Annotated in this window: 18 protein-coding genes; 8 read left to right on the top strand and 10 right to left on the bottom strand. The window is 58.2% G+C overall.

Annotated features, from left to right (window positions below; all coding sequences use genetic code 11):
• Nucleotides 1-703 precede the first annotated feature (703 nt).
• Complete coding sequence (locus FKG94_RS04695; RefSeq protein ID WP_246124926.1) at nt 704-3,229, top strand: TonB-dependent receptor; 2,526 nt, start codon at nt 704-706, stop codon at nt 3,227-3,229.
• 100 nt (nt 3,230-3,329) lie between these two features.
• Nucleotides 3,330-5,213, top strand: a complete 1,884-nt coding sequence (locus FKG94_RS04690; RefSeq protein ID WP_142903022.1) for an alpha-amylase family glycosyl hydrolase — start codon at nt 3,330-3,332, stop codon at nt 5,211-5,213.
• Between the two features lie 35 nt (nt 5,214-5,248).
• On the opposite strand, the gene FKG94_RS04685 is transcribed toward FKG94_RS04690, so the two are convergent.
• From FKG94_RS04685 to FKG94_RS04665, 5 genes are all read right to left on the bottom strand, one after another.
• Nucleotides 5,249-5,908, bottom strand: a complete 660-nt coding sequence (locus tag FKG94_RS04685) for an RloB family protein (RefSeq protein ID WP_142903021.1) — start codon at nt 5,906-5,908, stop codon at nt 5,249-5,251.
• A complete protein-coding gene (locus FKG94_RS04680; RefSeq protein WP_142903020.1) occupies nt 5,909-7,189 on the bottom strand; it encodes an AAA family ATPase in 1,281 nt (426 codons plus the stop codon).
• A gap of 278 nt (nt 7,190-7,467) precedes the next feature.
• A complete protein-coding gene (locus tag FKG94_RS04675) occupies nt 7,468-8,493 on the bottom strand; it encodes a LacI family DNA-binding transcriptional regulator (RefSeq protein WP_142903019.1) in 1,026 nt (341 codons plus the stop codon).
• A 180-nt stretch (nt 8,494-8,673) separates the two neighbouring features.
• On the bottom strand, nt 8,674-9,459 hold the full coding sequence (locus FKG94_RS04670; protein WP_142903018.1) for a class II glutamine amidotransferase: 786 nt from the start codon (nt 9,457-9,459) through the stop codon (nt 8,674-8,676).
• Between the two features lie 159 nt (nt 9,460-9,618).
• Nucleotides 9,619-10,902 (bottom strand): aspartate aminotransferase type Ic, encoded by a 1,284-nt coding sequence (locus tag FKG94_RS04665; RefSeq protein WP_142903017.1) that lies wholly within the window; start codon nt 10,900-10,902, stop codon nt 9,619-9,621.
• 174 nt (nt 10,903-11,076) lie between these two features.
• Between FKG94_RS04665 and FKG94_RS04660 the strand changes: the two genes are divergently transcribed.
• Nucleotides 11,077-11,349 carry a TMEM165/GDT1 family protein gene (locus FKG94_RS04660; RefSeq protein ID WP_142903016.1) on the top strand — a complete coding sequence of 91 codons (273 nt, stop codon included), beginning with the start codon at nt 11,077-11,079 and terminating at the stop codon, nt 11,347-11,349.
• A 46-nt stretch (nt 11,350-11,395) separates the two neighbouring features.
• Here the strand turns inward: FKG94_RS04660 and FKG94_RS04655 are convergent, their stop codons facing one another.
• Nucleotides 11,396-12,061 (bottom strand): TetR/AcrR family transcriptional regulator, encoded by a 666-nt coding sequence (locus FKG94_RS04655; RefSeq protein ID WP_142903015.1) that lies wholly within the window; start codon nt 12,059-12,061, stop codon nt 11,396-11,398.
• Between the two features lie 173 nt (nt 12,062-12,234).
• On the opposite strand from FKG94_RS04655, the gene FKG94_RS04650 reads away from it, so the two are divergent.
• Both FKG94_RS04650 and FKG94_RS04645 read left to right on the top strand, forming a co-directional pair.
• On the top strand, nt 12,235-13,383 hold the full coding sequence (locus FKG94_RS04650; protein WP_142903014.1) for an efflux RND transporter periplasmic adaptor subunit: 1,149 nt from the start codon (nt 12,235-12,237) through the stop codon (nt 13,381-13,383).
• A gap of 12 nt (nt 13,384-13,395) precedes the next feature.
• A complete protein-coding gene (locus FKG94_RS04645) occupies nt 13,396-16,503 on the top strand; it encodes an efflux RND transporter permease subunit (protein ID WP_142903013.1) in 3,108 nt (1,035 codons plus the stop codon).
• 5 nt (nt 16,504-16,508) lie between these two features.
• Here the strand turns inward: FKG94_RS04645 and FKG94_RS04640 are convergent, their stop codons facing one another.
• Together FKG94_RS04640 and FKG94_RS04635 are read right to left on the bottom strand one after the other, a co-directional pair.
• Entirely contained in the window at nt 16,509-17,366 is an 858-nt protein-coding gene (locus tag FKG94_RS04640) for a substrate-binding periplasmic protein (protein ID WP_142903012.1), read from the bottom strand.
• Between the two features lie 273 nt (nt 17,367-17,639).
• Nucleotides 17,640-18,548, bottom strand: coding sequence for a diguanylate cyclase (locus tag FKG94_RS04635; RefSeq protein WP_142903011.1), 909 nt, complete (start codon nt 18,546-18,548; stop codon nt 17,640-17,642).
• A 257-nt stretch (nt 18,549-18,805) separates the two neighbouring features.
• Here FKG94_RS04635 and FKG94_RS04630 point away from each other — a divergent pair, with 257 nt between their 5' ends.
• Both FKG94_RS04630 and FKG94_RS04625 read left to right on the top strand, forming a co-directional pair.
• Entirely contained in the window at nt 18,806-20,239 is a 1,434-nt protein-coding gene (locus FKG94_RS04630) for an NfeD family protein (protein WP_142903010.1), read from the top strand.
• Nucleotides 20,236-20,976 carry a slipin family protein gene (locus tag FKG94_RS04625; RefSeq protein ID WP_142903009.1) on the top strand — a complete coding sequence of 247 codons (741 nt, stop codon included), beginning with the start codon at nt 20,236-20,238 and terminating at the stop codon, nt 20,974-20,976. The genes FKG94_RS04630 and FKG94_RS04625 overlap by 4 nt, the downstream gene beginning before the upstream one ends.
• 477 nt (nt 20,977-21,453) lie before the next feature.
• On the opposite strand, the gene FKG94_RS04620 is transcribed toward FKG94_RS04625, so the two are convergent.
• Nucleotides 21,454-22,251 carry a helix-turn-helix domain-containing protein gene (locus tag FKG94_RS04620; protein ID WP_142903008.1) on the bottom strand — a complete coding sequence of 266 codons (798 nt, stop codon included), beginning with the start codon at nt 22,249-22,251 and terminating at the stop codon, nt 21,454-21,456.
• Nucleotides 22,252-22,648: 397 nt separating this feature from the next.
• Here FKG94_RS04620 and FKG94_RS04615 point away from each other — a divergent pair, with 397 nt between their 5' ends.
• Complete coding sequence (locus FKG94_RS04615; RefSeq protein ID WP_142903007.1) at nt 22,649-24,346, top strand: diguanylate cyclase; 1,698 nt, start codon at nt 22,649-22,651, stop codon at nt 24,344-24,346.
• 45 nt (nt 24,347-24,391) lie between these two features.
• Here the strand turns inward: FKG94_RS04615 and FKG94_RS04610 are convergent, their stop codons facing one another.
• Complete coding sequence (locus FKG94_RS04610; protein ID WP_218943428.1) at nt 24,392-26,134, bottom strand: di-heme-cytochrome C peroxidase; 1,743 nt, start codon at nt 26,132-26,134, stop codon at nt 24,392-24,394.
• Nucleotides 26,135-26,360: the final 226 nt, after the last annotated feature.

The following is a 26,360-nucleotide window of genomic DNA, read 5'->3' as shown; positions in this document are numbered from 1 at the left end:
CACTTCAAGAGTTAACCCAAGGTATTCCTCATAAGAAAGTTGGTGTGACAACCGTCGGAGATGTACGTAGGGCATAGCAACAGTGGGGACAGGCACTGTTAACGATCCATTTTCTCTGCTGGGGTACTAACCATGGACAAGCCTATAAAGACACTGGCGTTTGATTCTGGCATGCAGGCGCCATCCGCTGGTATAGAGCGTTTTTCCCGACCGCTGGTCGTCTTGTTGTTACTTCTTATCGGCTATCTGCACACAGCGCACAGATAGTGCCTGTGCCGAGAGAACCACCACCTTCAAGGACGGTCATCCGGTGGCACGGTGTGGGGACGTAACTTTAGTTGCGTCTCCCTAGAATGGTGCCACTCCCCTACCGGCTACGCTGAAACTACCCCGCGGTATCCTGCAAGCGGTGCTACTGGCACAGGGGAGTGGTCCCCTCCAAGAAGGACAGGTAAAACCTGCCCCACACTGTGCCACCAGCGGCGGTGCCCATATCAAGATTTAAAAGAGTGTGACGGTATCCTTTTGTTTTCGTTAAGTTATTTTTAAGCTCTTTACAACCGGTTGTAAAAAGACTTGCAACCGGTTGTATCAAGGCGTAATCTAATTTCGGTCGCATCTTTCCTACCCGGGCGGCCAACCCTTACACAGCCAAAAATATAACCAAAAAGAGAGCGATCACGCCAGCGAGCGAGGAGGGAAAATGTTTCTGCAAGAAGAGAGATTCAATCGAGCCCTGGCGGTTCTGCCGGTCGCGATGGCAGCGGTGGTATTGAGTCAGGTATCCAGCCAGGCAAGGGCCCAGACCAGTGGCGATGCGATGATGATCGAGGAGGTGGTGGTGACTGCGGTGCCCCGCGCAGTCAATAAACTCCAGGCCAGCGTCTCCGTCAGCAGCATCAATACCGACGACGTCTACAAGGTCGCGCCCCGTTCCATTGCCGAGGTGTTCCGCAGCCTGCCGGGCATACGCGCCGAGAGTTCCGGCGGTAACGGCAATGCCAATATCACCGTGCGCGGGATTCCGCTGGCAACCGGCGGCTCCAAATACATGCAAATACACGAGGACGGCCTGCCGGTGCTGGAGTTCGGCGATATCAACTTTGGCAACACCGACAACTTCACCCGCTTCGACTGGACCATCAAGCGCATCGAATCGATTCGCGGCGGTTCCGCCTCGACACTGGCCAGCAACTCACCCGGCGGTGTTATCAATATGATCAGCAAAACCGGCGAAGAGGAGGGCGGCAGCTTCGGGGTAAGCTTCGGCGTCGACTACGATGAACTGCGCTCCGACTTCGAATACGGCGGCGAAATTACTGACGGCCTGCGCTTTCATATCGGCGGCTTTGTCAGAGACGGCGAGGGTATCCGCGATACCGGTTACCGCGGCGACAACGGCGGCCAGCTTAAATTCAATATCACCAAAGAGCTGGATAACGGTTATATCCGTTTCCTGGCCAAGACGCTGGATGACAAGGTGACAACCTACCTGCCGGCACCGGTGCGGGTAAAAAGCAACGGCAGCTTCGGCAGCGTGCCCGGCTTCGATGCCAGCACGGAAACCCTGCACTCGGCCAACACCACGCGCATCAACACCTTCGATGCCTTTGGCAACCCGCGCAACCGCGATTTGCGCGACGGGATCGAGTCGAAAGTGGATGCTTTCGGGGTCGAGGCCAGGTTTGAAATCGAGCCGGGCTTGACCCTGGTGGAGAAATTTCGCAACGCCAGTATCAGCGGCAGTTTTATCGCGCCGTTTACCGATACACTGGGTGATTTCGGACCGCAGTCGGCGGCGTCGATGGCGGCGACCATCTGCGCCAATACCGCCCAGGCGCCAGGCTCCGGACAGCCCGCTATCGACTGCAGCGCCACCTCGGTCACCCTGGCCAACGGTCCCGGCGCCGGCGATCCCTACAGTGGCCTGGCGTTCCTGAATCTGCTCTTTGACACCTCGCTGAAAGATCTGGGCAACACCATCAACGATATCAATTTAACCAAAGAGTTCGACAATGGTCCGACCGTGACGGTGGGTTTTTATTACTCCAAACAGTCGATCAGCACACAGTGGAACAGTTGGCCCGTCTTTATTCAAACCGTGGACGGCAGCGACTCCCAATATCTCGATATCCGCGATGCCAACGGCACGGCGCTGGTGGACAATGGCCTGTGGGCGCCGAGCTTCCTGTCGTTTGTCTGGGACCTCGACTACACGGTTACCGCCCCCTACCTGAACCTGGGCTTCGATATCGGCGACGACCTCACCATTGACGTCAGTGTGCGTCGCGATACGGTCGAGGCATCCGGCGAGCAGATTGCGGTTTGTTGCGGCGGCAATGGCGATGTGGACCTCAACGGCGATGGCCTGATCAACACCCTGCAGGAAGATGCCGATTCTGTGCTGGCCTCTTTCAGCGGCGGCGTCATCAACCTGACACCGGGCCAGCGCGCCTCCCAGGTCGTCAACTACGAAGCCGACGATACGTTTTATTCCCTCGGCGGCACTTATTTGCTGGGTGATAATTCCTCGGTGTTTGCCCGCTACAGTGAAGGCGGTCGCGCCGTCGGTGATCGGCTGTTGCAAATCAGTAATACCCTGAACCCCGACGGCTCACTGACACGCACCACCGACGGCTACGATAACGTGGAGCAGTTGGAGATCGGTTACAAGTTCAACGGCGACAGGATCGATTTGTTTGCCACCCTGTTCGATACCACCACTGAAGAGTCCCAGGCGGAACTGACCAGCGGTGTGACCTTCGTGCGCGAATATGACGCCACCGGGCTCGAACTCGAGATGGCCTGGCAGGTGCTGGACAGTTTTGATGTGCTGGCCAACGTCACCTGGACCGACGCCGAGATTACTTCCGACGTCAATAATCCAGCCCTCGAAGGCAACACCCCGCGGCGCCAGGCGGACTTTATCTACACGATCACCCCGCGTTACGAAACCGATCGCTACAGCGTCGGGCTGACTTTACAGGGCTCCACCGACTATTACGTGCAGGACAACAATGACCTCGAACAGGAAGGCTACACCCTGGTTAACCTGTTTGCGTTGTGGAACGTTACCGACACGCTCAGCGCGTCGTTCAATGTCAACAACCTGACCGACGAATTTGTCGTTACCGAGGTGGAGGAGGGGACGGCGGCAGCGGGCGATATTGTGCGTGCCCGGCCGTTGAGCGGTACCTCCACATCGGTAAGCTTCAGGTACACATTTTGATAATGGTTCAATGGCGTTGCCCTGACCGCCTGCCGGGTGCTGAGGCCTGGCCCGGGCGGACGATATCGGTGTTAACGTTCAACGCGATTGCCGCTAGACCATGACCAGCAGTAAAGGCAACGGGGGTTGGCAGGGGGAAGCCGGGTTTAACGACCGGCTGCAGCAGTATCGACAGCAGGCTCTCGGCGCCCTCGGTGACCTCTACGGCCAGCGCCCCGATTTTACTGAGGTCACGTCCCGGGTCTTTGCCGAATTGCGCCTGGCCAACCGCGCCCGCCCCGAGGTGCTGGGTGAACTCGACCAGGCGCGCGAGCAGGTCGCTACAGATTGGTATCAACAACCGGACCTGATCGGCTATACCTGTTATGTCGATCGGTTCGCCGGCGATTTCGACGGCGTCGCCCGGCGCATTCCCTACCTGAAGTCCATGGGCGTCAGTTATCTGCATTTGCTGTCGGTGTTGAAGTCGCGAGCGGGCGACAGCGACGGCGGTTTTGCCATTGAGGACTATCGCCAGACCCATGCCGAACTGGGTGGCATCGACGATTTGGAGCGCCTCGCCGCCGCGTTGCGGAAGGCCGGCATCAGCCTGTGTATCGACTTCGTCTACAACCACACGGCCAGGGAACATCTGTGGGCGCGCAAGGCCCTGGCGGGCGAGCAGCGCTACCGGGACTATTACTACCTGCTCGAAACCGAAGCCGAGAAACAGGCCTATGAATCCTATCTTGACGAAGTTTTCCCGGTGTCGGCGCCGGGCAACTTTACGTTCGAGCCGGCGTTGGACGCCTGGGTCTGGACCACGTTTTATCCGTTTCAATGGGACCTGAACTACCATAATCCGGAAGTGTTTCTGGAAATGCTGAAAAACCTGTTGTTCCTGGCCAACAAAGGGGTCGAGGTGTTTCGCATGGATGCGGCAGCTTTCTCCTGGAAGCGGGCCGGCACCGACTGCCTCAATCAGCCGGAGACCCACGCCCTGTTGCGCGCGTTTCGCGCCCTGGTGGCGATCGCCGTGCCCAGCGTTATTTTGAAGGTGGAGGCGATTGTCGGCGCGCGTCAGGCCACGATGTATTTCGGCGCGGGCGATTACCAGGGGCGCGAGGGGCATATCGCTTATCACAATGCCCTGATGGCGTCGCTGTGGCGCTCGCTGGCGCTTGAAGAAGCGACCAAAACCGCCCACCTCCTGCGCGATCTGCCACACAATCCCGCCGGCACCGCCTGGGTGAACTACATTCGCTGCCACGACGATATCGGCTGGGGCACGCTGCTCGACAGTGCCGCTGCCCACTGGTCTTCCGATGCTGCCGAACTGGAACGGGTGGCGGATTTTTACGCCGGCTCGAGTGCCGCTGGCCAGACTTATGCCCGCGGGCAGCGGTTTGAGACCCAGGCTGAACACCGGGTGCACGGCACCAACGGTACCCTGGCGTCGCTGGCCGGCCTGGAGCAGGCGCTGCAGGACGGCGATCGCGCCGCGGTGAACCTGGCGGTGGCCCGTATCACAGTGTTATACAGCATCATTTTTTCCCAGAGCGGTGTGCCCCTGATCAATATGGGGGATGAAGTAGGGTTGTTGAACGACTACACACAGAGCGCCGCCGGCAGCGGACGGGACGGTCGCTGGTTGCACCGACCCGCCTTACAGGGCCCGCAGGCCCCTTTGCACCGCCAGGCCGCCAAGCGCATTCAAGCCGCGCTGGCCCAGATGGCACGGGTGCGCGCCGCGCAACCGGTGTTTCACGCTCAGGCAGAGGTGGATATTCCAACGCTGGCGGCGCCGGCGGTGTTGGGCTGCGTGCGCCGCTACCGGGGGCAGAGGCTTGTCGCGCTGGCTAATTTCAGCGGTCGCGCCGGTGCGGTTGGGCTGGATGAAATTGGAGCGCCGGATGGCTGCCGGGACTTAATCGGTACGGCTTGCGCCGGCGCTGACGGCACACTGACACTGCCGCCTTATGGTTACGCCTGGCTGCTATGCTGAGCGGCCGAGGAGTGGTGGCGTCATGTTTCTTGTAACTATGAATTCTTTTCCATGAATTCATCAATGGCATCTAAGAGCTTATGCATTTCAGTGAATGGATTCAGTTGATAGGGTTTGGGGGCCTCTATTCCTGATGAATTCACAGTAGCCTTATTCATTTTGTCTGCTCTCGATTTCGCATCTAACACGTTTTTATCAAGGTAAGAATATAACGACGCAGCGCTCTTTTCGTACTTATTAAGACCGGCTTCTGCAAGGTGATTGCAAAGCTGGCTGTTTTTATATAGATCGTCATAATTTAAGTATGGTGCTGTGACTTCTTGAAAATGAAGTAATAACCAAATCTCGAAACATACATTCGAAAGAGCTATATTTAGTCGGTTTCCAGCTTTTTCATAGGCTTTTTTGTGCAGGTTGTCGGGGTACTTCTGATTCGACTCTCTGTCGTAAACAACCCAAAAAACATCTTCATCAGGTGTGGAGCGGTTTTTTTGTTGTTTCAAAGCCTCTTCGACTAATTGAATGGGCGTGTTTTTTGAAGTTTTTTCGATGTGTACTATTTTTAGCCTTCTATTTCCTTGATGCTTGGCATTTATATATCCATTAATGTAATTTGGCTCGGTTTTCTCTCCTTCACAATAAATATGCATTACGGGTTTTGGCTGCCTTACCCGTTTACCTCTCTTTTTAGGCATTTAGCTTGCACCATGTCTTAAGATTTCGGATATTTTTTCCTTGTTAATTCGAGGAATAGCACCAAACCTGCCTTCTTCATACCATTTTCGAAAGGGACTGTTGCTCTTTACTTTTGATTTGTCATATTCATCCAAGCTGTGAAAAAGAGATGCCCCATTTTCTTTTTCAACAAACCAAATTTGATCTCGCCGAAGTAAATTGGGAGACATTAGATTAATATTGTGAGTTGTAAAAATGAGTTGAGCATTGTTTGTATTTACTTCTGAAGAGTTAAATAAGGAAATCAAAAATTCCACCACATGTGGATGAAAACTATTGTCTAGCTCATCTAGTAGTAAAACCCCCCCATATTCAAATGCCTCCAACAATAAGGGTAGAGTATTAAAGAGTTTGACGGTGCCGGAAGATTCCATTTCTTCAGTAAATTTAACCACACCACCATTTTGGTCTTTGTGTGAAAAATACGCTTTTCTACGCCGATCCTTCAATATCTTTTTTCTCAAAGGTTCAGGGACCGAAGAGGAAAAATCAATACCCCCGTCATCAAATTCACTATCTTTAAATTCAACCTCAACAATACCCGTGTCAATATGACAAAGTAATTTTGAGATTTTTTGGACGATTTCGCTGTCATCTTTCCAATCGAACATTGCAACTTGTTGTCCTGCACCTAAGTGAAAGATGTCTTTTCTAAAATAATTATATATGCCCTGGATCACCTCAGATGCATCAGCGCTATTTCCTGCTTTTGACAGGTAGCTATTGTTTCTGAAACATGCGACTCGCTTTTTTCCACCTTTGTAGTGTGTTCCAAATTTTATGTCTTGCCAGCTATCTCCCTCTTCTCTTTTGAACAAATTGGCTTTAATTCGTCCGGGGTAGAAATCTAGCGATTCAGTAATAATTGAATTGCTATCAAAGGAAACGGCATATAAAAACCTCCTGGCGTCCGGACCGAAAAATTCGATTTCAAATTCGACGGGCTTCAAAGGCTCTGAAGCAGATAACTTAAAAGGTTCGTAGCAAGGAATTTCATCTCCGTCCTTGAGGTCGCCACTTCGGCAAATAATATATCTCAACGCCTCAAAAGCCAGCAGCAGGTTTGACTTCCCCGAGGCGTTGGCGCCATAAACGCCGCAACTTTTGAGTACACCGATCTTACCATCCCCGGGGAAGGCGATATTATTCTTAAGGTGTCTTGGTGTGCTTTCAGCACACAAACTTATGGTCTGTTTCTCTTTAATCGAGCGGAAATTGGCGATTGTAATATCAATAATCATGACTAAATTGCTCTAAATGGCAGTATTTGAACAAATATTTTCAAATATCAGCATTACAGTAGAGCTATTATTAGCTGGTTTGAGTGGTAGTACAATATGTTGAGTTGTATTTTGTATGGCCCTTAAGGGCAAAACCGGAAAATATTTAGCAAAAGTAGCCCTTTGAAGCGAATTAAGTGTATTTCATAGGTCAGAATATGACCAGGCTGGCCAAGGCGCCGGCTTTTCCGTTGCGGTTTCGCCGCCAACCCAAAATCGCGCTTGCTGGCCTGGTGGCGTCAGCCGCCGGAGGATTTTCTGACGATCAACTCGGTGTCCAGTACCCTGCACGGCGGCGTTTCGCCATCGATGGCGGCGAGCAGATTGTCCACCAGCAGGCGTCCGCCCTCGGTGCGGTCCTGGCGGATACTGGTGAGCGGCGGGTTGTAAAAAGCGGAAATGGCGACATCGTCGTAGCCGACCACCGCGACGTCTTCCGGTACCCGGATACCCTCTTCCTGCAGCGCGGTAATCGCCGCCATCGCGAACAGGTCGCTGACGGCAAAAATGGCGTCGAAGGTGACGCCCGCTTCGATAAGCTTTTTGGTGGAGGCATAACCGGCGCTGCGACTGTGGCGCGCCGGTCTTTCCAGTTGCTTGTCGATGGGCAGGCCGACCTCCAGCAGCGCGCGCTGATAGCCCGCGTGACGCAAACTGACCTCGGGCAATGTGGTGTAACCCAAAAACACGATATGCCGGCGACCCTGATCGATCAGGTGGCGGGTGGCTTTGTAACCGCCGAGTTCGTTGTCACTGCCGACGGTGGCGTAGTGCTGGCCGTCGTCGACCTCGGCTCCCCATACCGAGAGGCCTTTGAAGTGCTCGGCAATTTCATTGATCTTTTGGTGTTGTGAACCCTGGCCGATCAGTATCACGCCGTCGGTGGTGTGGGCGTTGATAAAATCCTCGATCCAATTGCCGGTCTGCGGGTGGGTTTTGGCGAGCAATAACTGGTGCCCTTTTTCGTTGACGGCCTCGGCGATGCCGCCCAGCAGTTCCAGAAAGAAAGGGTCCGATATGCGCCAGTCACCTTTGTTGGCCGACGGCAGCAACACGGCGATGGTCAGGGAGTTCTGCAGGAAAAAGTTGCGGGCGTTGGTGTTGATACGGTAGTTGTGCTCCGCGGCCAGCTTTTGAATCAGGGCACGGGTCTCTTTGTTGACCAGATCGCTGCCGGCCAGTGCTCTCGATACGGTCGATTTCGATACCCCCGCCATCTTCGCCAGGTCGGACATCAGCAGTGCGCGCTTGCGAGAGCCTTTCATTGTCACCCGATTTGTTTACTGTCGTCTTTTGTTTACTGTCGTCTGTCGTTCAACGTTGGACGGCCGCGGCACCGGTGTCGGGCGCGCCCGCAAACCTATAGTCTGCGTATGTTGCAGTCAGGTCAAGGGGCAGACTATAACCCGATGCGGCAGCTAAAGTCTTGATCTAGGACATGCCGGTCAGTCACGGGTCGCCGGCCAACGGCCCACCACCTCGCCGGCGGCAAACGCGATCAGTTCCCCGGGGGCGAGTGCGGTCCAGGTCTCGTTGGTGGTCAGGGGCTCGGTCGCGATGACGCTGACTACATCGGTGGGGGTGGTGTGTTCGGCAAAGTTGACGGTCAGTTCGTTGTCCTGCAATTGCGCTTTGCCAAACGGTGCCCGCCGGGTTATCCAGTGCAGCTTGGTGGAACAGTAGACGAACAGCGTTTGCGCATTCGACAGCAGCATATTGAAGACACCGTAGTCACTGAGTGTCCGGCAGCAGCGGTGTAGCACCGCACCGAGTTCGGCGCTGGACGCTGTGGTCGGCACCTCACCGGCGATTTGCTGTAACAGCCAGCAAAAAGCGTGCTCACTGTCGGTGGTGCCCACCGGCCGGAACTGCCCGAGCGGCAGCTCGGTGAAGTTTTGCAACTGGCCGTTGTGGGCGTAGCACCAATAGCTGCCGTGCAGTTCGCGGATAAAAGGGTGGGTGTTTTCGAGGCAGATGTTGCCCACATTGGCCTGGCGAATATGGCTGATCACGGTTTCGCTTTTGATCGGGTAATTGCGCACGAACCGGGCGATTTCCGAGGTATAACTGGGTGCCGGATCGCGAAATTCGCGGATGCCGCGGCCCTCGTAGAAGGCGATGCCCCAGCCGTCTTTGTGGGGACCGGTGGCGCCGCCGCGGTTCATCATCCCGGCCCAGGAAAAGCAGATATCGGTCGGCACGTTGGCGCTCATGCCCAGGAGTTCGCACATGGTCGAGACCTGAGTTGCATAAAAAGTTACAGCCTGTTGGGAAAACTTTACCGCTAACGGGGCAAAGTCTATCGCTCGCCGCGCCGGCGACAGGCTGTCAGCGCGCTGCTGCTAATGCGTTGCCGCTATTAGCGCGTTGCTATTATTAACGCGTTACTATTATTGGCGCGTTGCAATCGCCTGCCTCACCGAGGCCAGCTTTACACAGATTACAAACACCTGCATCGCCGTATCCAGCTCTGCCACGTTGGGCACGGTGGGGGCGATACGGATATTGCTGTCATCGGGGTCGCGACCATAGGGAAAGGTCGCGCCGGCGGGTGTCAGTTTGACGCCCGCCGCTGCCGCCAGTCGCACCACCTCCGCCGCCAGCCCCGGGCGCGTGCTGAAAGAGATAAAGTAGCCGCCGCTGCCGCTTTCCCAACGGCCCAGGTCACAGTGGCCAAACGCGGCTTCCAACTGATCGAGCACACAGGCAAAGCGCGGTTTGATGATCTGTGCGTGTTTTCTCATGTGGTCGTGCAGCGCCGCCAGCGAGGGAAACAGGCGAGCATGGCGCAACTGGTTGACCTTATCGGGACCGATGGTGGCGATTCCCAGGGAACCTTTGAAGGCGTTCAGGTTGGCGGCGCTGGCCGCCATAAATGCCACTCCGGCCCCGGCAAACGTGATTTTAGAGGTGGAGGCAAACTGAATGACTGAATCCTCGGTACCCTGTTTGCGGCAGCAGTCCATAATGCTCGCCAGTGCCGCCGGCGTGTCGCCGAGGTCGTGAACGGCGTAGGCGTTATCCCAAAACACCCGAAAGCCGGCGCCGGCGATACGCCCGAGTCCGGCGATCCGCTCGACCACCGCAGCGCTGTAGACGGCTCCGGTCGGGTTGGAATACTTGGGTACGCACCAGAGGCCCTTGATCGCCGGGTCGTTGCGCACGAGGTTTTCCAGCGCGTCCATATCCGGGCCGGCGGCCGTCATGGGGACCGTCAGCATCTCGATACCCAATTGCTCGCAGATGGCGAAATGGCGGTCGTAGCCGGGCACCGGGCAGACAAACTGTACCGGCTGCTGCCGGCTCCAGGCGCTTTGCGGGCCGTCAAAACCAAACAGGTAGGCGTGCAGTACCGCCTGGAACATCAGCGTCAGGCTGCTGTTGCCGCCGACGAGTACCTCGCCGTCGTCGACTTGTAGAATTTCGGCGCCCAGGCGTTTCATTTCTTTGATGCCGTCGATACCGCCGTAGTTGCGGGTATCGGTACCATCGGCGCTGGTATAGTCGCCGGCGAGAATGCCGTCCATAGCGTTCGACAGGGACAGTTGCTCGGCGGACGGTTTGCCGCGGGTCAGATCGAGATTGAGTGAGCGGGACTGCAATTGTTCGTATTCAGCGTTCAGGTCCCGTTCCCATTGCTGCAGCTTCTCGGCGGTGGCTTGATCCAGTTGCAAGACAATTTACCCCAGTTTGGTTAAAGTGCAGCCGCGATGCGAGGCTGGGCGCGGAGCCTGAAATGAAAGAGGACGGGCATTATAACGCCAATACCGGCAAGTTTTAATTGGGTTTGGCGATTTTCTTCGCGGCCCTGTGGTGACCGCAGGGTGGCATTAAACAGTGGAGTCCATGTGGATATTAAAGTGATCTTGACGGTTTTTGCGACGGTGTTTGTGGCGGAGCTGGGGGATAAAACCCAACTGGCCACCATGCTGTTTGCGGCGGATAAATCGGTAGATAAATGGGCGGTTTTTGCCGGCGCCTGCCTGGCCCTGATTGCAGCCTCGGGGCTGGGTGTGCTCGCCGGCGGTGTCGTGTCGAACTATCTCGGGCCGAAAACCCTGTCGGTGGTTGCCGGTATCGGTTTTATTGTGATCGGCTGCTGGACGCTGTGGCGGGCCTGAACTGTTCTTCAAGGCCCGTAATTCTTTTCTCAAAGGCCCGCGTTCCTCAAGGCCGATAGGCACGCAGGAACATGTCGACGCAACTGCGGTTGTAGCTGTCCAGCTCCTCCGCGCTGTGTTGCTGTTCCAGCCCCAACACTGCCCGAAACGGCGCATCCCCATTGATCATGGATAAAAACTGTGAGGCGGCGTGGCGGGCGTTGTCCAGCGCCAACTCGCCCCGGTCTGCCTGGCTCTGCAGGTAGTTTGTCAACAACTCCACCAGGGGTTGCGGCCCGGCCTCGTAGAACATTTGAGACACCTCCGGGTGCTGTTCGGCGCCGCCGACACAGACTCTGTGGACCCTGACGGCGCCCTCGCTAAGCAGTAGCTCGATAAAGTTTTGCGCCAGTTTCAGCAACACTTCCCGCGGTGGCAAGTCACATTGGAAAAAGTCGGCGTCGAGGGCATTGACGATGCATTTGTGCCGGATCGAGGCAATAAACAGCCCCTGCTTATCGCCGAAGTGACTGTAGACGGTCTGTTTGGACACCCCGGCCGCCTCGGCGATCTGGTCCATACTGGTCCCCGTATAACCGTTGGTGGCAAACAGGTTGGCGGCGGTATCGAAAATCTGCTGGCGCTTTTCCTCACTGCGCGAGCGACCTCTGGGCTGGAGGCTGGCGGCTGCAGGCCGATCGGTTGCCGGATGATCGATATTATCTGTGGTCATGGCGCGAAAGATATCACCTCAGGTAGCTGGCTAACAGGTCTTTCAGTGTAGCGATTTTGCGATATGAAAAATAGACTAGACCGTCCAGTATGATTTGTCTATACTCCATCAAACTGGACTGCCCAGTTTGATTTGTCGGGTTTCACGACCCGGAGCTACTTCGAGGTACCGCAATGATCCTCTATTCCTTCTCCCGCATTCAGATGCTGCTGATTGCCGCTTTGATCGGCCTGGCCGGCGTGATTCTGGCGGCGCTTGGCGAGGACCCCGGCGAAGCGGTGTTGGCGCCGTATTTTCACCGCGTCAGCCCACTGGTACTGAGCGAACAAAGCAGTTACCAGGTCGAGCGCCGCTTCAGCGGCGAAGTCAGCGCCCGCCAGCATGCCGATATGGGTTTCGAACAGGCGGGCAAGCTGGCAGAGGTGCTGGTGGATGAGGGTGAAACCCTGGCCGAGGGCGATGTGCTGGCAGTCCTGGATACGGAACTGCTGCGCATCGAGCGGCGCGAACTCGATGCGCAACTGGCTGAAACCCGGGCGCAATTGCAGCTCACCGAGGCCAGCTTGCGGCGCCAGCGCTCCCTGCGCCAGAGCGGCTTCACCTCCGAACAGCGGCTGGACGAACTCGATGCGGAGCGCGCGGCGTTGATCGCCAGTATCGCCCGGCTGGATGCGTCGGTGGCGTCGGTGGCGTCGCGGATTCGCAAATCCACCCTGACAGCCCCGTTCGACGGGGTGGTAACCCGGCGCTTCGCCGATCAGGGGGTGGTCCTGAACGCGGGCGTAGCCGTCCTGCGTTTGCAGCAGCAGGGGGCTATGGAGGCCCATATCGGCGTGCCGGTGCGCATGTTGCCGATCCTGCAGCCGGGCGATCCCAGCCGCATTGAAGTCGACGGCAATACCCTGGCGGCGCGGGTGCTGGCGGTCGGTGCCGATGTCCATGCCGTTACCCGCACCGTGATGGTTCGCTTTCGCCTGCCCGATGATGCCCTGGTGGTCAACGGTGACCTCGCTTACCTCACCCTCACCGAAACGGTCGACAGCCCCGGCTTTTGGGTGCCGGCAGCGGCGATAACCGACGGCATTCGCGGTCTTTGGAGTGTTTATTTACTCGCTGCCGATGAGAATGGCACGGCCGGGGCCGGTAACGCGTACCGGCTGGAATCCCGCGACATCCAGGTTATCCACGCCAACCGCGAACAGGTGTTTATCAACGGTGCCGTCAGCAGTGGCGAGAAGCTGGTGGCAGCCGGTCTGCACCGGTTGGTGCCCGGTCAGCGGGTCGTTCTCAAACGAACTGCCGACGCGTTGGCGCAGGAATAGGCGGGGCGCATAATGGTGAGGAGTTTTGTCGAAAACGGCCGGGTCGTTGCTCTGGTTATCGCCCTGCTGATTGTCTCGGGCCTGGGGGCTTTGTCGACCCTGCCGCGCAGCGAAGACCCCTATATAACCGGGCGCTCCGCAGCGGTGTTAACGCCGTTTCCCGGTGCCAGCGCGGAGCGGGTGGAGGCACTGGTTACCGAGAAGCTGGAAAACAAGCTGCGCGAGCTGGCGGAACTCAAGCACATCACTTCAGTGTCCCGCTCGGGGCTGTCGTTTATCACGCTGGAACTGGAAGATCAGATCGGCCCGCGCCAGGTCGATCTGATCTGGTCGCGAGCCCGGGACCTGCTGGAAGAGGCGCAGGCAGACATGCCCGCCGGTGCCCTGCCGTCGAGCCTGGATGAGGATCGGGTGCATGCCTACACCGTGTTGGTGGCGCTGACCTGGGCCGGCAGCAGCCCGCCGGAAATGGCGGTGCTCGGGCGCTATGGCGAGGAGCTGGAGAGTCGCCTGCGCAGTATTACCGGCACTGACCTGGTATCGCTGCGCGGTCCGCCGCGCGAAGAGGTACTGGTGGCGGTCGACTCTCACAAACTTGCCAGCCTGGGTCTGTCCGCCGGCGAGGTGGGGACCGCGCTGGCCGGGGCCGACGCCAAGGTGGCGGCGGGGCAACTCTACAACGATAACTTCCGGGTCGCCGTGGAGGTGGCCGGGGAACTGGATGATCTGGAGCGGGTGCGCCGGGTGCCGCTGAAAGTCGATGCCGACGGCACGGTGATCCGCATCGGCGATGTGGCCCGGGTCAGCCGCCAGGAAAAGTTGCCGGCAGACGAACTCGCCATAGTGCACGGCAACCGGGCTGTAGTGGTGGCCGCGCGGATGGTGCCGGCGGTGCGGGTCGACCAGTGGACGGCGCGGGTCGAGCGCAGCCTGGCGCAGTTTTCCGCTACGCTGCCGGGCAATATCACCGCCGAAATCATTTTTAACCAGAACGACTACACCCGCGAGCGCCTGAGTCAGTTGATGAACAATGTCGCTCTCGGTTTTGTTTTGATCCTCACCGTGCTGCTTTTCACCCTGGGCTGGCGCTCGGCATTGATTGTGGCGGCGGCGCTGCCGCTGACGGCGTTTTTCACCCTGAGTTGCATGCAGTATTACGGGCTGCCGATTCATCAGATGTCGGTGACCGGCTTGATTGTGGCCCTGGGTATTATGGTGGACAACGCCATTGTGATGGTAGATACCGTGGCGCGGGAGCGGCAGCGCGGCGCCACTCGGGTGCAGGCGGTGCAGCGCTCGATTCGGCACCTGTGGCTGCCGCTGCTGGGGTCCACCACGACCACGATTCTGGCGTTTTTACCCATAGCGCTGATGCCGGGGCCGGCCGGAGAGTTTGTTGGCGGCATTGCGCTGTCGGTGGTGTTTTCGCTGGTGGGATCCTATGTTATTTCCCACACCTTGATCGCCGGTCTGGCGGGGCGCTGGATCAAACCCGCCACCGAGGGCCGCCAGCGCTGGTGGCAAAACGGCGTCTACTTCGGCGCCTTGAGTCGCTGGTTCGGGAGCTCCCTGGTATGGGCGCTGCGGCGCCCGCGCCTGACGCTGTTGTTGGTGGCGAGTGTACCGGCACTCGGTTTTGTCGCCGCCGCGCAGCTAACCGAGCAGTTCTTTCCCGCCTCCGATCGGGATATGTTCCATGTCGAGGTGTTTCTGCCGGAGTCGGCTTCACTGGACGCCACTCTGGAGCTGACTGCAGATGTGGGCCGCGTGATCGAGGCGCAAAACGGCGTGCGCGGCCTGCACTGGTTTGTGGGGGCCAGCGCACCGGCGTTTTACTACAACCTGATCGCCCGCCGCGACGGTGCCCAGTACTACGCGCAGGCGATGGTGACCGGCGCCGATTTTAAGGTGGTCAACCAGATGATTCCCAGGTTGCAGCGGCAGTTGGACGACCGCTTTCCCCAGGCACAGATTCTGGTGCGCAAGCTGGAGCAGGGGCCGCCGTTTAATGCACCGGTTGAGTTGCGAGTCTACGGGCCGAACCTGAATCGCCTGCGGGCGCTGGGTGACGAACTGCGCCGGGTGCTGGCCGCAACGCCCGATGTCTTGCACAGCCGGGCCACCCTCGGCAGCGCTGTGCCCAAGCTGTGGGTTTCGGTGCGCGAGGAAGACAGCAACCGCAGCGGCCTGCCGCTGACCGCGTTGTCGCAGCAATTACAAAATGCGCTGGACGGTGTGGTGCAGGGTTCGCTGCTGGAATCCACCCAGGAGCTGCCGGTGCGGATTCGACTCGACGGCGGCGAGCGCGCCGAACTGGCGGACCTGGCCTCCCTCGATTTTGTGCCGCCGCAGTTGCCGGGCGGCTACGCGGGCCTGCCGCTGGCGGCCATCGGCGAGCTGCAGGTATTGCCGGCGCGCGGTACGATTCCGCGGCGCGACGGCGAACGGGTAAACACTATCGAGGGGTATTTGCGCGATGGCGTTTTGCCGGCAGCGGTAGTGACGGCGGTTAAAGACACACTGCAGCGTGAGGGGTTTCAGGTGCCGGCCGGCTACCGGCTGGAATTCGGCGGCGAGGGCGAGAAGCGCAATGATGCCGTCGGCAATCTGTTGGCCTATGTCGGCGTGATTGTCACACTGCTGGTGGTAGTGGTGGTGTTGTCGTTTAACTCCTTTCGCATGAGCGCTATCATCTTCTCCGTCGCCATCCAGGCTGCGGGACTGGGGCTGCTCAGTGTCTATTTGTTCGATTACGCGTTTGGGTTCGTTGTGTTGATCGCCTTGTTGGGCTTGATCGGCTTGGCAATTAACGCGGCTATCGTCATCCTGGCGGAACTGAAGTCGGATGCCAACGCGGTGCGCGGTGATGAGACCGATGTGGTGACCGGTGTGCAAAACTGTGCCCGGCATATCACCTCGACCACCATCACCACTCTCGGCGGTTTTCTGCCGCTGATTCTCGGCGGCGGAGGCTTCTGGCCGCCGTTTGCCGTAGCCATTGCCGGCGGTACGCTGCTGACCACGCTGTTGTCGTTCTATTTCGTGCCGGCCGCTTTTATAGTGTTTGCGCAGCGACGTTCCTTTCAGCAAAGTGGCGCGCCGGCGCCGGCTTCGGCATAGGGTTGTCAATAAGGTGCCGGCGCCGCCGGGCGCACCGCGGGTGGCACCGCTGTGTCGGCCGGCGGCACCCGGTACTGGCGGATAATATCGGCCAGGCGACCTGTTTCCTGCAAGGTTTCTACGGCCCGACGCAGTTTGTCGTAGAAGTCGAGTCCGTCGATACAATAGAGGGCCACCGGTCGGGTATCGACCACCAGGGTGGTCAGGGGGCGGGTGAGGCGCTCCTGGCGGATCAGATAGGTCAGACTGGGTTCGGTGCCCGCCATGGCATCCACGCGCCCGCGTTTCAACATGCGGGTGCTCTGCAGGTAACCGTTGGTGGGAAAGCGGATAAAAGCATCGGCGGCGTCGAGTGCGTTGCTGAAGTGCATGCCGCGGGGCACTGCCACACGCAGCCGTCGCAGCGCTTGCAGCGAGCTTAAATCCAGATTTTTTTCGCCCATTACCACAATGTCTATTTCCCAGGGTATCTGCGCCACGAAGACAAACTGGCGGTCCAGCCGGGGCAGGCGCATGAAAATCGAGCAGGCGCACTGGCGGTTGCGCATTCTTTGAGAAATGCGGGGGACGGAGTACACGTTGTGCACGGTATCGAGTTTCGCTGAGCGACTAATCGCTTTCAGCATATCGATAAAAATACCTTTTACCTCGCCGCCCGGAGTTTTGAAACCCCCCGGAGTTTTGAAACCCCCCGGTGTTTTGAAACTCCCCGGTATTTTGAAACCCCCCGGTATTTTGAAACCATAGGGCGCCAGGTTCATGGCGTCGAAGCTCAGCGGTTCGCTGATGGCGAGCGCGGGTAGACAGGCGATCAGCAGACCTCTAGACAGGCGAGCGAAAAAACCGGCTAAGCGTGCGTCCAAGAACCATTTCAACAAATGGCCCGAGCCACTTCCCCCCGGCTGTTGCGACTTTTGCAGTCGGCGCGCAGGTTGGCGGTAAACTGTCGGCTTGGCAAGCGCTGTCGGTCCGGACTCCGGTGATGGGTGAGTCAACAGCGATCTCCCGGTGATTCAGTTTCGACTTCCGATACGCGCCGGCGGTTGCGATAAAATTGACCGGCGATGCCTGCGGATTATCGTCCTATCGCCGGGCAAAAGCAAAACCCGCCTCTGGGGCGTAATGTCTATGTCTCTTTAGGCTCCCACCACACGGTTGCGCCCACCCTGTTTGGCGCGATACATCATCCGGTCGGCCCGTTCCAGCAGACTGTCCACACTGCGGTCGATATCGCAAAGCGTGGCGACACCGACACTGACGGTAACTCGCACCGTTCCCGGGCCGAGATTAAACGAGGCGACTTCGATGCCGCGCCGAATGCGCTCCGCCAGTTGCATGGCGCCGCCCAGATTGGTTTCCGGGCAGCAAACGGCGAACTCTTCACCGCCCATGCGGGCGATGATATCGATATCGCGGCAGCTCTTGCGCAACACATCGGCCAGCATGCACAGGGCTTTATCGCCGAGGGCGTGGCCAAACCTGTCGTTGAGTGCTTTGAAATGATCGGCATCGATCATGATCGCCGACAATTCCCGCTGAAACCGCTGCGCCTTGGCCAGCTCGCGGGTGGCGAGTTCGTAAAAGCGGCGGCGGTTGAAAGTCTGGGTCAGCGGGTCGATGGAGGACAGGGTCAACAGGTACTCGTTGGCCCGCTCCAGTGCCTCCTGGTTGAATTTGACCCGCAGCGCCATACGCAGGCGGGCGGCGAATACGGTCAGCTTCACCGGTTTGAGAATATAATCCTGGGCTCCGAGGTCGAGTGCTTGCACCGCCTCGGCCTCAGTATTGGCAGCGGACAGCATTATCACAGGGATGCGTTTGAAAGCCGGGTCCCGGTCCCGCAGCAGTTCCTGCAACACATCGAGACCGCTGAGGCCCGGCAGGGTGACATTGAGGAGAATGACATCGGGTATTTTGCGGCGCGCCATTTGCAGGCCGCCGCCGCCGGATGTGGCCACCTCAACGTCGTAGCCGTGGTTGCGGAGGTAGCGCCAGATACCCCTGACCGTCATCGGCCTGTCATCAATGATTAGCACTCTGGCCATATTTGCTTACCAGCGTGGGTTCCCGTGTCAGCATCGATAAAAAAGAACATTTTGCCGCCAAAAACCCGACTTGTATATCACTAAAATGGGTTTAGAGACTTGTCTGCTTATAAGTGAGCGTTTTTAAGGCGGGCGGGCTAAACGCGCCAATAGGGAATCTGTATCAACTGGCGGTCAGTCGGGTTGTGTATAATGGCCGGCATACCGATAGCCTGGCGCGGTCTATCGCCATGCCTCTGTTGAGAGCCACACCCCCTATGCATCGACAGTTGGAGGTACAACCGTTAGAGGTACAACCGCAATTCCTGCGGCCGCGGCAGACGAGACCCGGGCGACTGTGGTATGTGTTTGCCGGGCTGCTGCTGGCCTGCGGGTTGAATGCCTTGGCCAACGCCCAGGGGACGGTGTCGCGAGCGGTGTGGGTGTTGGATGTGCGCGGCGTGATCGGTCCGGCCTCGGCCGACTATGTCGTGCGGGGCATCGAAGGCGCCGCTCGCGGCGGTGCCCACGCCGTGGTTTTGCGGCTGGATACTCCCGGGGGACTCGATAAATCCATGCGCACCATGGTGCAGGCCATTCTCTCCGCCTCGGTGCCGGTGATCGGTTATGTGGCACCCGGGGGCGCCCGGGCAGCCAGTGCCGGAACCTATATTCTCTATGCCTCTCATGTCGCGGCGATGGCGCCGGCCACCAATCTGGGGGCGGCGACACCGGTACAAATCGGCGCGCCGGGCCTGCCCGGCATGCCCCGGGATGAGTCACCCGACGGTGAGGAGGACAGCTCCCGCTTCGAGCCGGCCACCGCCATGGAGCGCAAGATTGTCAACGATGCCGCGGCCTATATCGAGGGCCTGGCCCGGCTGCGCAACCGCAACAGTGATTGGGCGGTGAAGGCGGTGCGCGAGGGGGCCAGTCTCGCAGCGCGGGAGGCGTTGGAGTTACAGGTCATCGACCTGGTTGCCACCGATCTCGATGCGCTGTTGACGGCAGTCGACGGGCGCACGGTGACGGTCAACGACAGGGACTACACCCTCGCCACTGAGGGGGCGGCCGTGGTACCAAAGGAGCCGGACTGGCGCAGTGAGTTCCTGGCGGTGATTACCGATCCCAACGTCGCCTACGTGTTGATGCTGGTGGGCATCTACGGCTTGATTTTTGAGTTTTCCAATCCCGGTATGGGTGTACCGGGTATTGTCGGTGCTATTTGTCTGCTGCTGGCGCTCTATGCGTTTCAGGTATTGCCGGTCAGCTACGCAGGGGTGGCACTGATTATTCTCGGGGCGGGACTGATGGCAGCGGAGGCGTTTGCGCCGAGTTTCGGCGTGCTCGGCCTGGGCGGGATAGTCGCGTTTATCATCGGCTCGATCATCCTTATGGATACGGAGTTGCCGGGTTTCCAGATTGCGCTGCCGATTATTCTGGCGTTTGCCACGGCCAGCGCGGGGTTGTTGATACTGTTGCTGGGCATTATCGCCCGCGCCAGGCGCAGCGCTGTGGTCACCGGTCTGGCAACCCTGGTGGGAGAGATCGCGAGAGTCGAGCAGGTGGGTGGCGATGCCCCGATGATTCGCCTGCAGGGTGAATTGTGGCAGGTTGCTTGCGACCAGCCGCTGATCGTGGGCGACACGGTGCGGGTAAAAGTTGCCGAGCACATTATTTTGCAGGTGGAGAAGACCGGGGGAGCCTCATGATGAGTTATTTTACTGTCACACTGATTGCGTTGGTGGTCGTCTTTCTGTTGTCGATGTTTCGTATTCTGCGCGAGTATGAACGCGGCGTGATTTTTATGCTGGGCCGGTTTTATAAAGTCAAGGGGCCGGGTCTGATCATCGTGATTCCGGTGGTCCAGCAGATGGTAAAAGTGGACTTGCGCACGGTGGTGATGGATGTGCCCACCCAGGATGTCATTTCCCGGGACAATGTCTCCGTCAAGGTAAACGCGGTGATTTATTTTCGGGTGGTGGACCCGGAGCGGGCCATCATCCAGGTGGAAAATTTCCTTGAGGCCACCAGTCAGTTATCCCAGACCACGCTGCGTTCGGTGTTGGGACAGCACGAGTTGGACGATATGCTGGCGGGCCGCGAGCGTCTCAACACCGATATCCAGACCATTCTCGATCAGCAGACCGATGCCTGGGGGATCAAGGTGTCCAATGTCGAAATCAAACATGTCGACCTGGATGAAAGTATGATCCGGGCCATTGCCAAACAGGCGGAAGCGGAGCGGGAGCGACGCGCCAAGGTCATTCACGCCAACGGCGAATTCGAGGCGGCGGAAAAATTACTCGGCGCCGCCAACACCCTGGCCAAACAGAGCCAGGCGCTGCAGTTGCGCTACCTGCAGACCCTGACCGAGATTGCCGGTGATAAAAGCAATACTATTGTTTTTCCCCTGCCTATCGATGTGCTCAAGGGGCTGGAAAAATAGCGGGCTATCACGAGTGGCTCTCGTTTCAAGCGCCTACTTTCGCCTAAGGCGCCTACTTTTGGTGGTGGTGCTTAAAGCTGTTGAGAGAATACAGCTTGGATAGTTTCGCGTTCTAAATTTTTTATGTGCCACTCCACGGCCCGGCGGGGGTGCGCGGTCCCGATCGGGCGCAAGCTTGCCTGTCGCCCCGGCGGCTGCGGAACTCAACCATTTTTTTTGCTCGCAAAAAAAATTGGGATTCGAACAGTCCTCGCTCAACAACGCCGGGGCGACAGGCAAGCTTAAACGCACCCTGAATGATCGGGACCGCGCACCCCCGCCGGGCCTTACCTCCTGTACACTGTTCTTGTATCGAGAAAACCGTAACAGGCAGTGTAAAATAGGTCGCTTCGACGCCGCACCGTGCCGGGTGGCACTTTCCTGATCCGACTTACCAAGTTTTCTGAAGCTTGTGCCATCCGGGTCTGTGCTCTGTGCCTACGACGATTGCCGTGCCCACTCGATAAAGCAGCGCCTGGTTTCTTCATCCGCGGGAAAATAGGTTTCGATATGCAGATTCTGCAGGGTAATATCCACCGCGGTGCCGAATGTGGCGATACTGGAAAAACAGCGTAGCTGCTGATTCCCTACAGTCAGTTCCAGCGTCAGCATGGGCATCTCCAGTTCGTCGTGATCCTGCCGGCGCCAGGACGGCGGCAGGTCCGGGTAAGTGAGCAGGCGCTCCAGCAGGCTCTCCTCGCCCGCCGCCGGCGGGTTAAAGGATTCCTCCCGGTAGCGGCGGCGTAGCAGTAGTTTCGTAAGTTGCTCCCAATTGCGTACGAAAGGGCGGAAGGCGTTAGGGTCCAGCAGCAGCTCCAATACATTGGTGGTTTGCGGCCAGTTGGGCTGGGCGGACATCAGGCGACGAGTCAGTTCCAGTTGCGGCGTATTGGCCATCAGCAGATTCCAGTCGCTGTCGATTACTACGGCCGGAAACGGCGCGTGGTTCCTCAAAACAAAATCGAGCGCCTGGCGTACGGCCTGCATGGCGGGATCGTCGAGGGAGCGCTGCGGGTAATGGGGATTGAACCCGGCGCTAACCAGCAGCACATTGGTGTCGCGTAGCGACAGGTCGAGGGCCTGGGCCAATTTTAGCAATACCGCGCGACTGGGCCGGCTGCGACCGGTTTCCAGAAAGCTGATGTGCCGCGCCGAGACTTCCGCCTCCAGCGATAACTCCAACTGGCTCAATTTGCGGGTTTGGCGGTAATCTTTGAGCAACAGACCGACACCCATGTACGCATCCTCCTGACCTGTCTTGTCGTTTTATCGTATAGGCGTTTCGACCCCTCCCCAGCCTGGCTGGAGAATCGATCGGCGCAGGTTCCCTGACAGTGAGACCTTTACCTCAGAGGTAATTGTGCAGGTTACCTGGGCAGGCCAGTATAACCCTGTCCGTTGCGCCTGGGTAAACAACCTTGCGTGTGGATGGTGGTGAATAGTCACTGGCGATAGTGCTTCTCTAACCTATCTCCCGTCTCTATAATTGCGCTGTAACGTCAACACCAAAACTCCTCACTAAATAACAATGATACCGACTGCTGCAAACGCTGCTGGACCCGGGCGCCCCGCTACATCCGATTGCCGGAGATCACGCCTTGTTTGAGTGGCGACGCCGGGTTTCGGGTCGTTTATGACGGCAACCTCTGTGTGGCGGGTTTGGGCCTTTTTTATCGCCGGGATGATCGGGGGGGTGCCGGTGCTGGCGGCACCCGAGCCGGTGTCGTTGCGGCTGGAACTGCGGGGCTATTCTCTCGCACCTTATATTGAATTTCTGCAGGACCGGACCGGTGCGCTGACGTTTGCCCAGGTGAGTGCGGAATCCATGCGCCGGGAGTATCGCCGGCTCGACACCACCGCCGGCGGATTTGGTTTTAATCAATCCGCCTGGTGGGTGCGCTTCAGTTTGCACAACCCCAACCCCAGGTCCGTCACTTACCTGGTGCGGCAGGACTACCCGCTTATCGATCAGATAGCGCTGTGGGAAAAAACGCCGGCCGGCCAATGGCGGGAGCGTCGCTCCGGAGATCAGTTACCGTTCTGGCAACGGGATATAGAGCACCGGGATTTTCTGTTTGTTTTCGAAGTGCCCGCCGACAGTGTCGCCACCTACTATATGCGGTTTGCCTCCAAGGGGCCGATCAATATCGGCTTATTTCTCTACTCCCCCGAGAGCTTGATTCAAACGCTGAGTGTCGACCAGTTGTTGAACGGTCTCTTTTACGGCGCTTATCTGGTGTTGATTGCCTACAACCTGTGTATTTTTTTCGTGGTTCGCGACAGGGTGTTTCTCTACTATCTGGCCTACCTGTTTTTTACCGTGATGAACCTTGCCATTCACTCCGGTTTTGCGTTTCAGTTTCTCTGGCCCGACAACCCCGATTGGGGCAACCGCAGTGTCGGTGTCTTTGCCGTGCTGGCCATGGTGTCCGTGTTACAGTTTGCGCGCAGTGTTTTGGCGTTGCGCCGCCACTCGGCCGCACTCGACCGTCTGTCGAGGCTTGCCATGGTGTCGTTTGCCTGCGCGCTACCCGCTGCATGGTTGTTGCCATACCCGCAACTGATCGCATTGATCGCGTTACTGGCGTCGGCGACGGCGGTGATTGTGTTGTGGTTGGTGAGTCTGCGGGTGTTGTCCGGGGATACGTCGGCTATCTACTTCCTGCTGGCTTGGGTGGCGTTGCTGGTCGGTATCGGCTGTTATCTGATGAAGTCGTTTGGCCTGTTGCCGCATAACTTTTTCACCCAGCACAGTACCCAGATCGGCTGCCTGATAGAAATGGTGCTGCTGTCGCTGGCGCTCGGCAGTCGGTTTCGCGTGTTCAGGATTGAAAGCCGTACTGATTCGCTGACTCAATTGTTTAACCGGCGCCAGTTCAATGAGCTGTTACAGTCTGAATTCAATCGGGCCACGCGATTCAACCAGCCGCTGGCACTGTTATTGTTGGATATCGATCATTTTAAACAGCTCAACGATCAGTTCGGTCACGCCGAGGGTGATAAGGTGCTGAAGAGAATTGGCGGTATTCTCAGCCATTCGGTGCGCAAACCGGCGCTGTCGTTTCGGTTTGGCGGCGAGGAGTTTGCCGTTATACTGCCGCGCACCAACGCCACTGATGCCGCCGCGGTTGCCGAGCGCCTGCGCCGGCGTATCGCCAAGGAGTTTGACCAGTACGAGCGTATTACCATCAGCGTGGGACTGGCAGCGCTGCTCCCCACCGACAGCGGCAGTATCGAGGGACTGTTGGATGCCGCCGATACGGCGCTCTACGAGGCCAAGGCCCACGGGCGCAACTGTGTTGTGTGTTCTCCGGCGCTACAGGCTGTTTAGTTGAGCTACAGGCTGTTTAGTTGAGCTAAAGGCTTTTTAATTACGCTAAAGGCTTTTTAAGTACTCGATCAAATCCCAGCGTTCCGCTTCCGTTAAGTGCGTGCCATAGAGGTGGCCGCTGTTGGCATTGCCCGGTAACCGGGTGTCGAACAGGCTGCTGCTGGCGGTCGCCGTCGTGTGCAACCCGACCTTGACGGTGTCCAACTCCCGATTGCCGACGTGGAAGCTGGTGCTGCGTTGTGCCGGCGGCAGTAATACCTCGTAGAGATTGGGCACCGAACCGTTGTGCAGGTAGGGGGCCGCTGTCCAGATACCGTCCAGAGGGCGGGCCTTGTAGTTGTTGGCAACCTCTTTGAGCGGGGTGTCATAGACGCTGCCATAGCCGCGGAACCCGGCAAGAACGGACTCGAAAGGGTGCCGAATGACAGCGCCGGTGGCCGCGTGTAACACCACCCCGATGCTGTTTGTCTCAGGGGCCAGTTCTTCGCCGAAATAAATGGCTTTGCGGCGGCCGGAAAAGGCGCCCGACTTGACTGTGGCGCTGACAAAATTGTCGACCATGCGCGGGTCGGTACCGACTTCGGCCGCGGGGATCAGTGTTGCCTTGATTTTTACCTCGGCGTCGTTGCGATCGACGATGGCATGACAGGACACGCAGTTTTTGTCGTAGAGTTGTTTGCCCCGGGCGAGGCGCTCCGGGTCGAGTCTGCCCAGTATATCCTGCGGCCACTGCGGCGATTTGAGCCGAAAGAACTGCTGCTGCAAAAACCCCAGATTGCCGATGTCGACCGACGACGGATACCCTAAATGACCGCTGCGATCGCCAACCTCAATAGTGCCGTAGACGGCCAGCGCTGTGGTGACGTTCTGGAACAGTGGCCCGGGCCCGGCGTTGGGGGCCGAGCCGTTCCATTGCACGACATCCTGGTGCGGCGCTCTCCACAGTACCGGGAAGCTGACCGGCGCATCGGGCGAGCGGGTATTTTCCGCCATACCCAGGGCGCCCACTGCCACGGCATTGAATATCTGACCAAAGGCGTCGAGCCGGCCGTAGCCGTAGGGGTAAGCAGTGTGGTTGCTGTCGTGAATTGCCTGCAGGCGCTGCAGTTGAACATCGAGGGCCTGGCGCAGTTTGGAGCTGTCGTCGCCGAGCGCGCGGGCGAAGCGCTGAAACTTGGCGTCGTCATTCTTGGTTGATTTCAGCGCCGCTACCAGTTCGCCCTCGAAGGTTTCGAAGTCGATCAGGCCCTGGCCGCCGCTGATCCGAATGTTATGGCCTTTGGCGGTTAATTCCGCGGTATGGCAAGCGGCGCAAGTCAGCCCCACCCAATCTCCCGTGGCGCTGTCGGAGTCCCGCGCAAACCCCACCGGCAGGCCGTCGGGGTTGTGCGGGGTGGGGGACTGGGTGATAAAGCCTAAATGCCCCAAGTGCGCATCACTGCGAAAGCGCTCGGTGGCGCCGGCTTGCTCCAGAACCAGGAACCAGTCATAGGGGACCAGCCGTGAACCGAACGAACTGAACCACACCCTGTCCTGTGTTTCTGCGCTCCAACCCTGTTCCAGGGCTATCACATCCTGAGTTCCCCGAACGATGTCGCCGGTTTGTATCGACTCGTCAGTGGTGTCGCAGCCGATGATACTCGCGGTGGCTAGGATAAACAGCACCCGGCCCAGGGCGGTGGTCAGGTGGCGCTGCACCGCTATGGTGCCGAGGCGACGGGCTGGCCTTGGGCCGGCGTGCGGCGGTCGGGTGCGAGTGATTCTGGTAGTTTTTAAATACCGAAGCATAAGAGCTATGATCCTTATATTTTTTCTTATCTGCCTTTTTAGGCATCTAAACTAATCGCTGGCACTGGATTTAGCAATATTTTTTGTGCCTGGAGGGGCATCCGCGAGGCTCGTTGCCAAGCGATGCTGGCCGGAAACAGTGGGGCCTGGCGGCCGTTTTGGCCCGGGCGTTATATAAGACCAGACTTTTTTTTCAACCCTCATTATAATAAGCGCAAAAAAACAG

The organism is Exilibacterium tricleocarpae (genome assembly GCF_007004655.1).
GTDB classification, from domain to species: Bacteria; Pseudomonadota; Gammaproteobacteria; order Pseudomonadales; family Cellvibrionaceae; genus Exilibacterium; species Exilibacterium tricleocarpae.
This window is presented reverse-complemented; position numbering and strand designations above follow the sequence as displayed.

Coding starts and splice junctions, on each gene's coding strand:
- FKG94_RS04615 (WP_142903007.1), top strand. CDS start 22,649: ATGACGGCAACCTCTGTGTGGCGGGTTTGGGCCTTTTTTATCGCCGGG.
- FKG94_RS04645 (WP_142903013.1), top strand. CDS start 13,396: ATGGTGAGGAGTTTTGTCGAAAACGGCCGGGTCGTTGCTCTGGTTATC.
- FKG94_RS04685 (WP_142903021.1), bottom strand. CDS start 5,908: ATGCCTAAAAAGAGAGGTAAACGGGTAAGGCAGCCAAAACCCGTAATG.
- FKG94_RS04670 (WP_142903018.1), bottom strand. CDS start 9,459: ATGTGCGAACTCCTGGGCATGAGCGCCAACGTGCCGACCGATATCTGC.
- FKG94_RS04655 (WP_142903015.1), bottom strand. CDS start 12,061: ATGACCACAGATAATATCGATCATCCGGCAACCGATCGGCCTGCAGCC.
- FKG94_RS04610 (WP_218943428.1), bottom strand. CDS start 26,134: ATGCTTCGGTATTTAAAAACTACCAGAATCACTCGCACCCGACCGCCG.
- FKG94_RS04695 (WP_246124926.1), top strand. CDS start 704: ATGTTTCTGCAAGAAGAGAGATTCAATCGAGCCCTGGCGGTTCTGCCG.
- FKG94_RS04690 (WP_142903022.1), top strand. CDS start 3,330: ATGACCAGCAGTAAAGGCAACGGGGGTTGGCAGGGGGAAGCCGGGTTT.
- FKG94_RS04635 (WP_142903011.1), bottom strand. CDS start 18,548: ATGGCCAGAGTGCTAATCATTGATGACAGGCCGATGACGGTCAGGGGT.
- FKG94_RS04675 (WP_142903019.1), bottom strand. CDS start 8,493: ATGAAAGGCTCTCGCAAGCGCGCACTGCTGATGTCCGACCTGGCGAAG.
- FKG94_RS04620 (WP_142903008.1), bottom strand. CDS start 22,251: ATGGGTGTCGGTCTGTTGCTCAAAGATTACCGCCAAACCCGCAAATTG.
- FKG94_RS04625 (WP_142903009.1), top strand. CDS start 20,236: ATGATGAGTTATTTTACTGTCACACTGATTGCGTTGGTGGTCGTCTTT.
- FKG94_RS04680 (WP_142903020.1), bottom strand. CDS start 7,189: ATGATTATTGATATTACAATCGCCAATTTCCGCTCGATTAAAGAGAAA.
- FKG94_RS04650 (WP_142903014.1), top strand. CDS start 12,235: ATGATCCTCTATTCCTTCTCCCGCATTCAGATGCTGCTGATTGCCGCT.
- FKG94_RS04630 (WP_142903010.1), top strand. CDS start 18,806: ATGCATCGACAGTTGGAGGTACAACCGTTAGAGGTACAACCGCAATTC.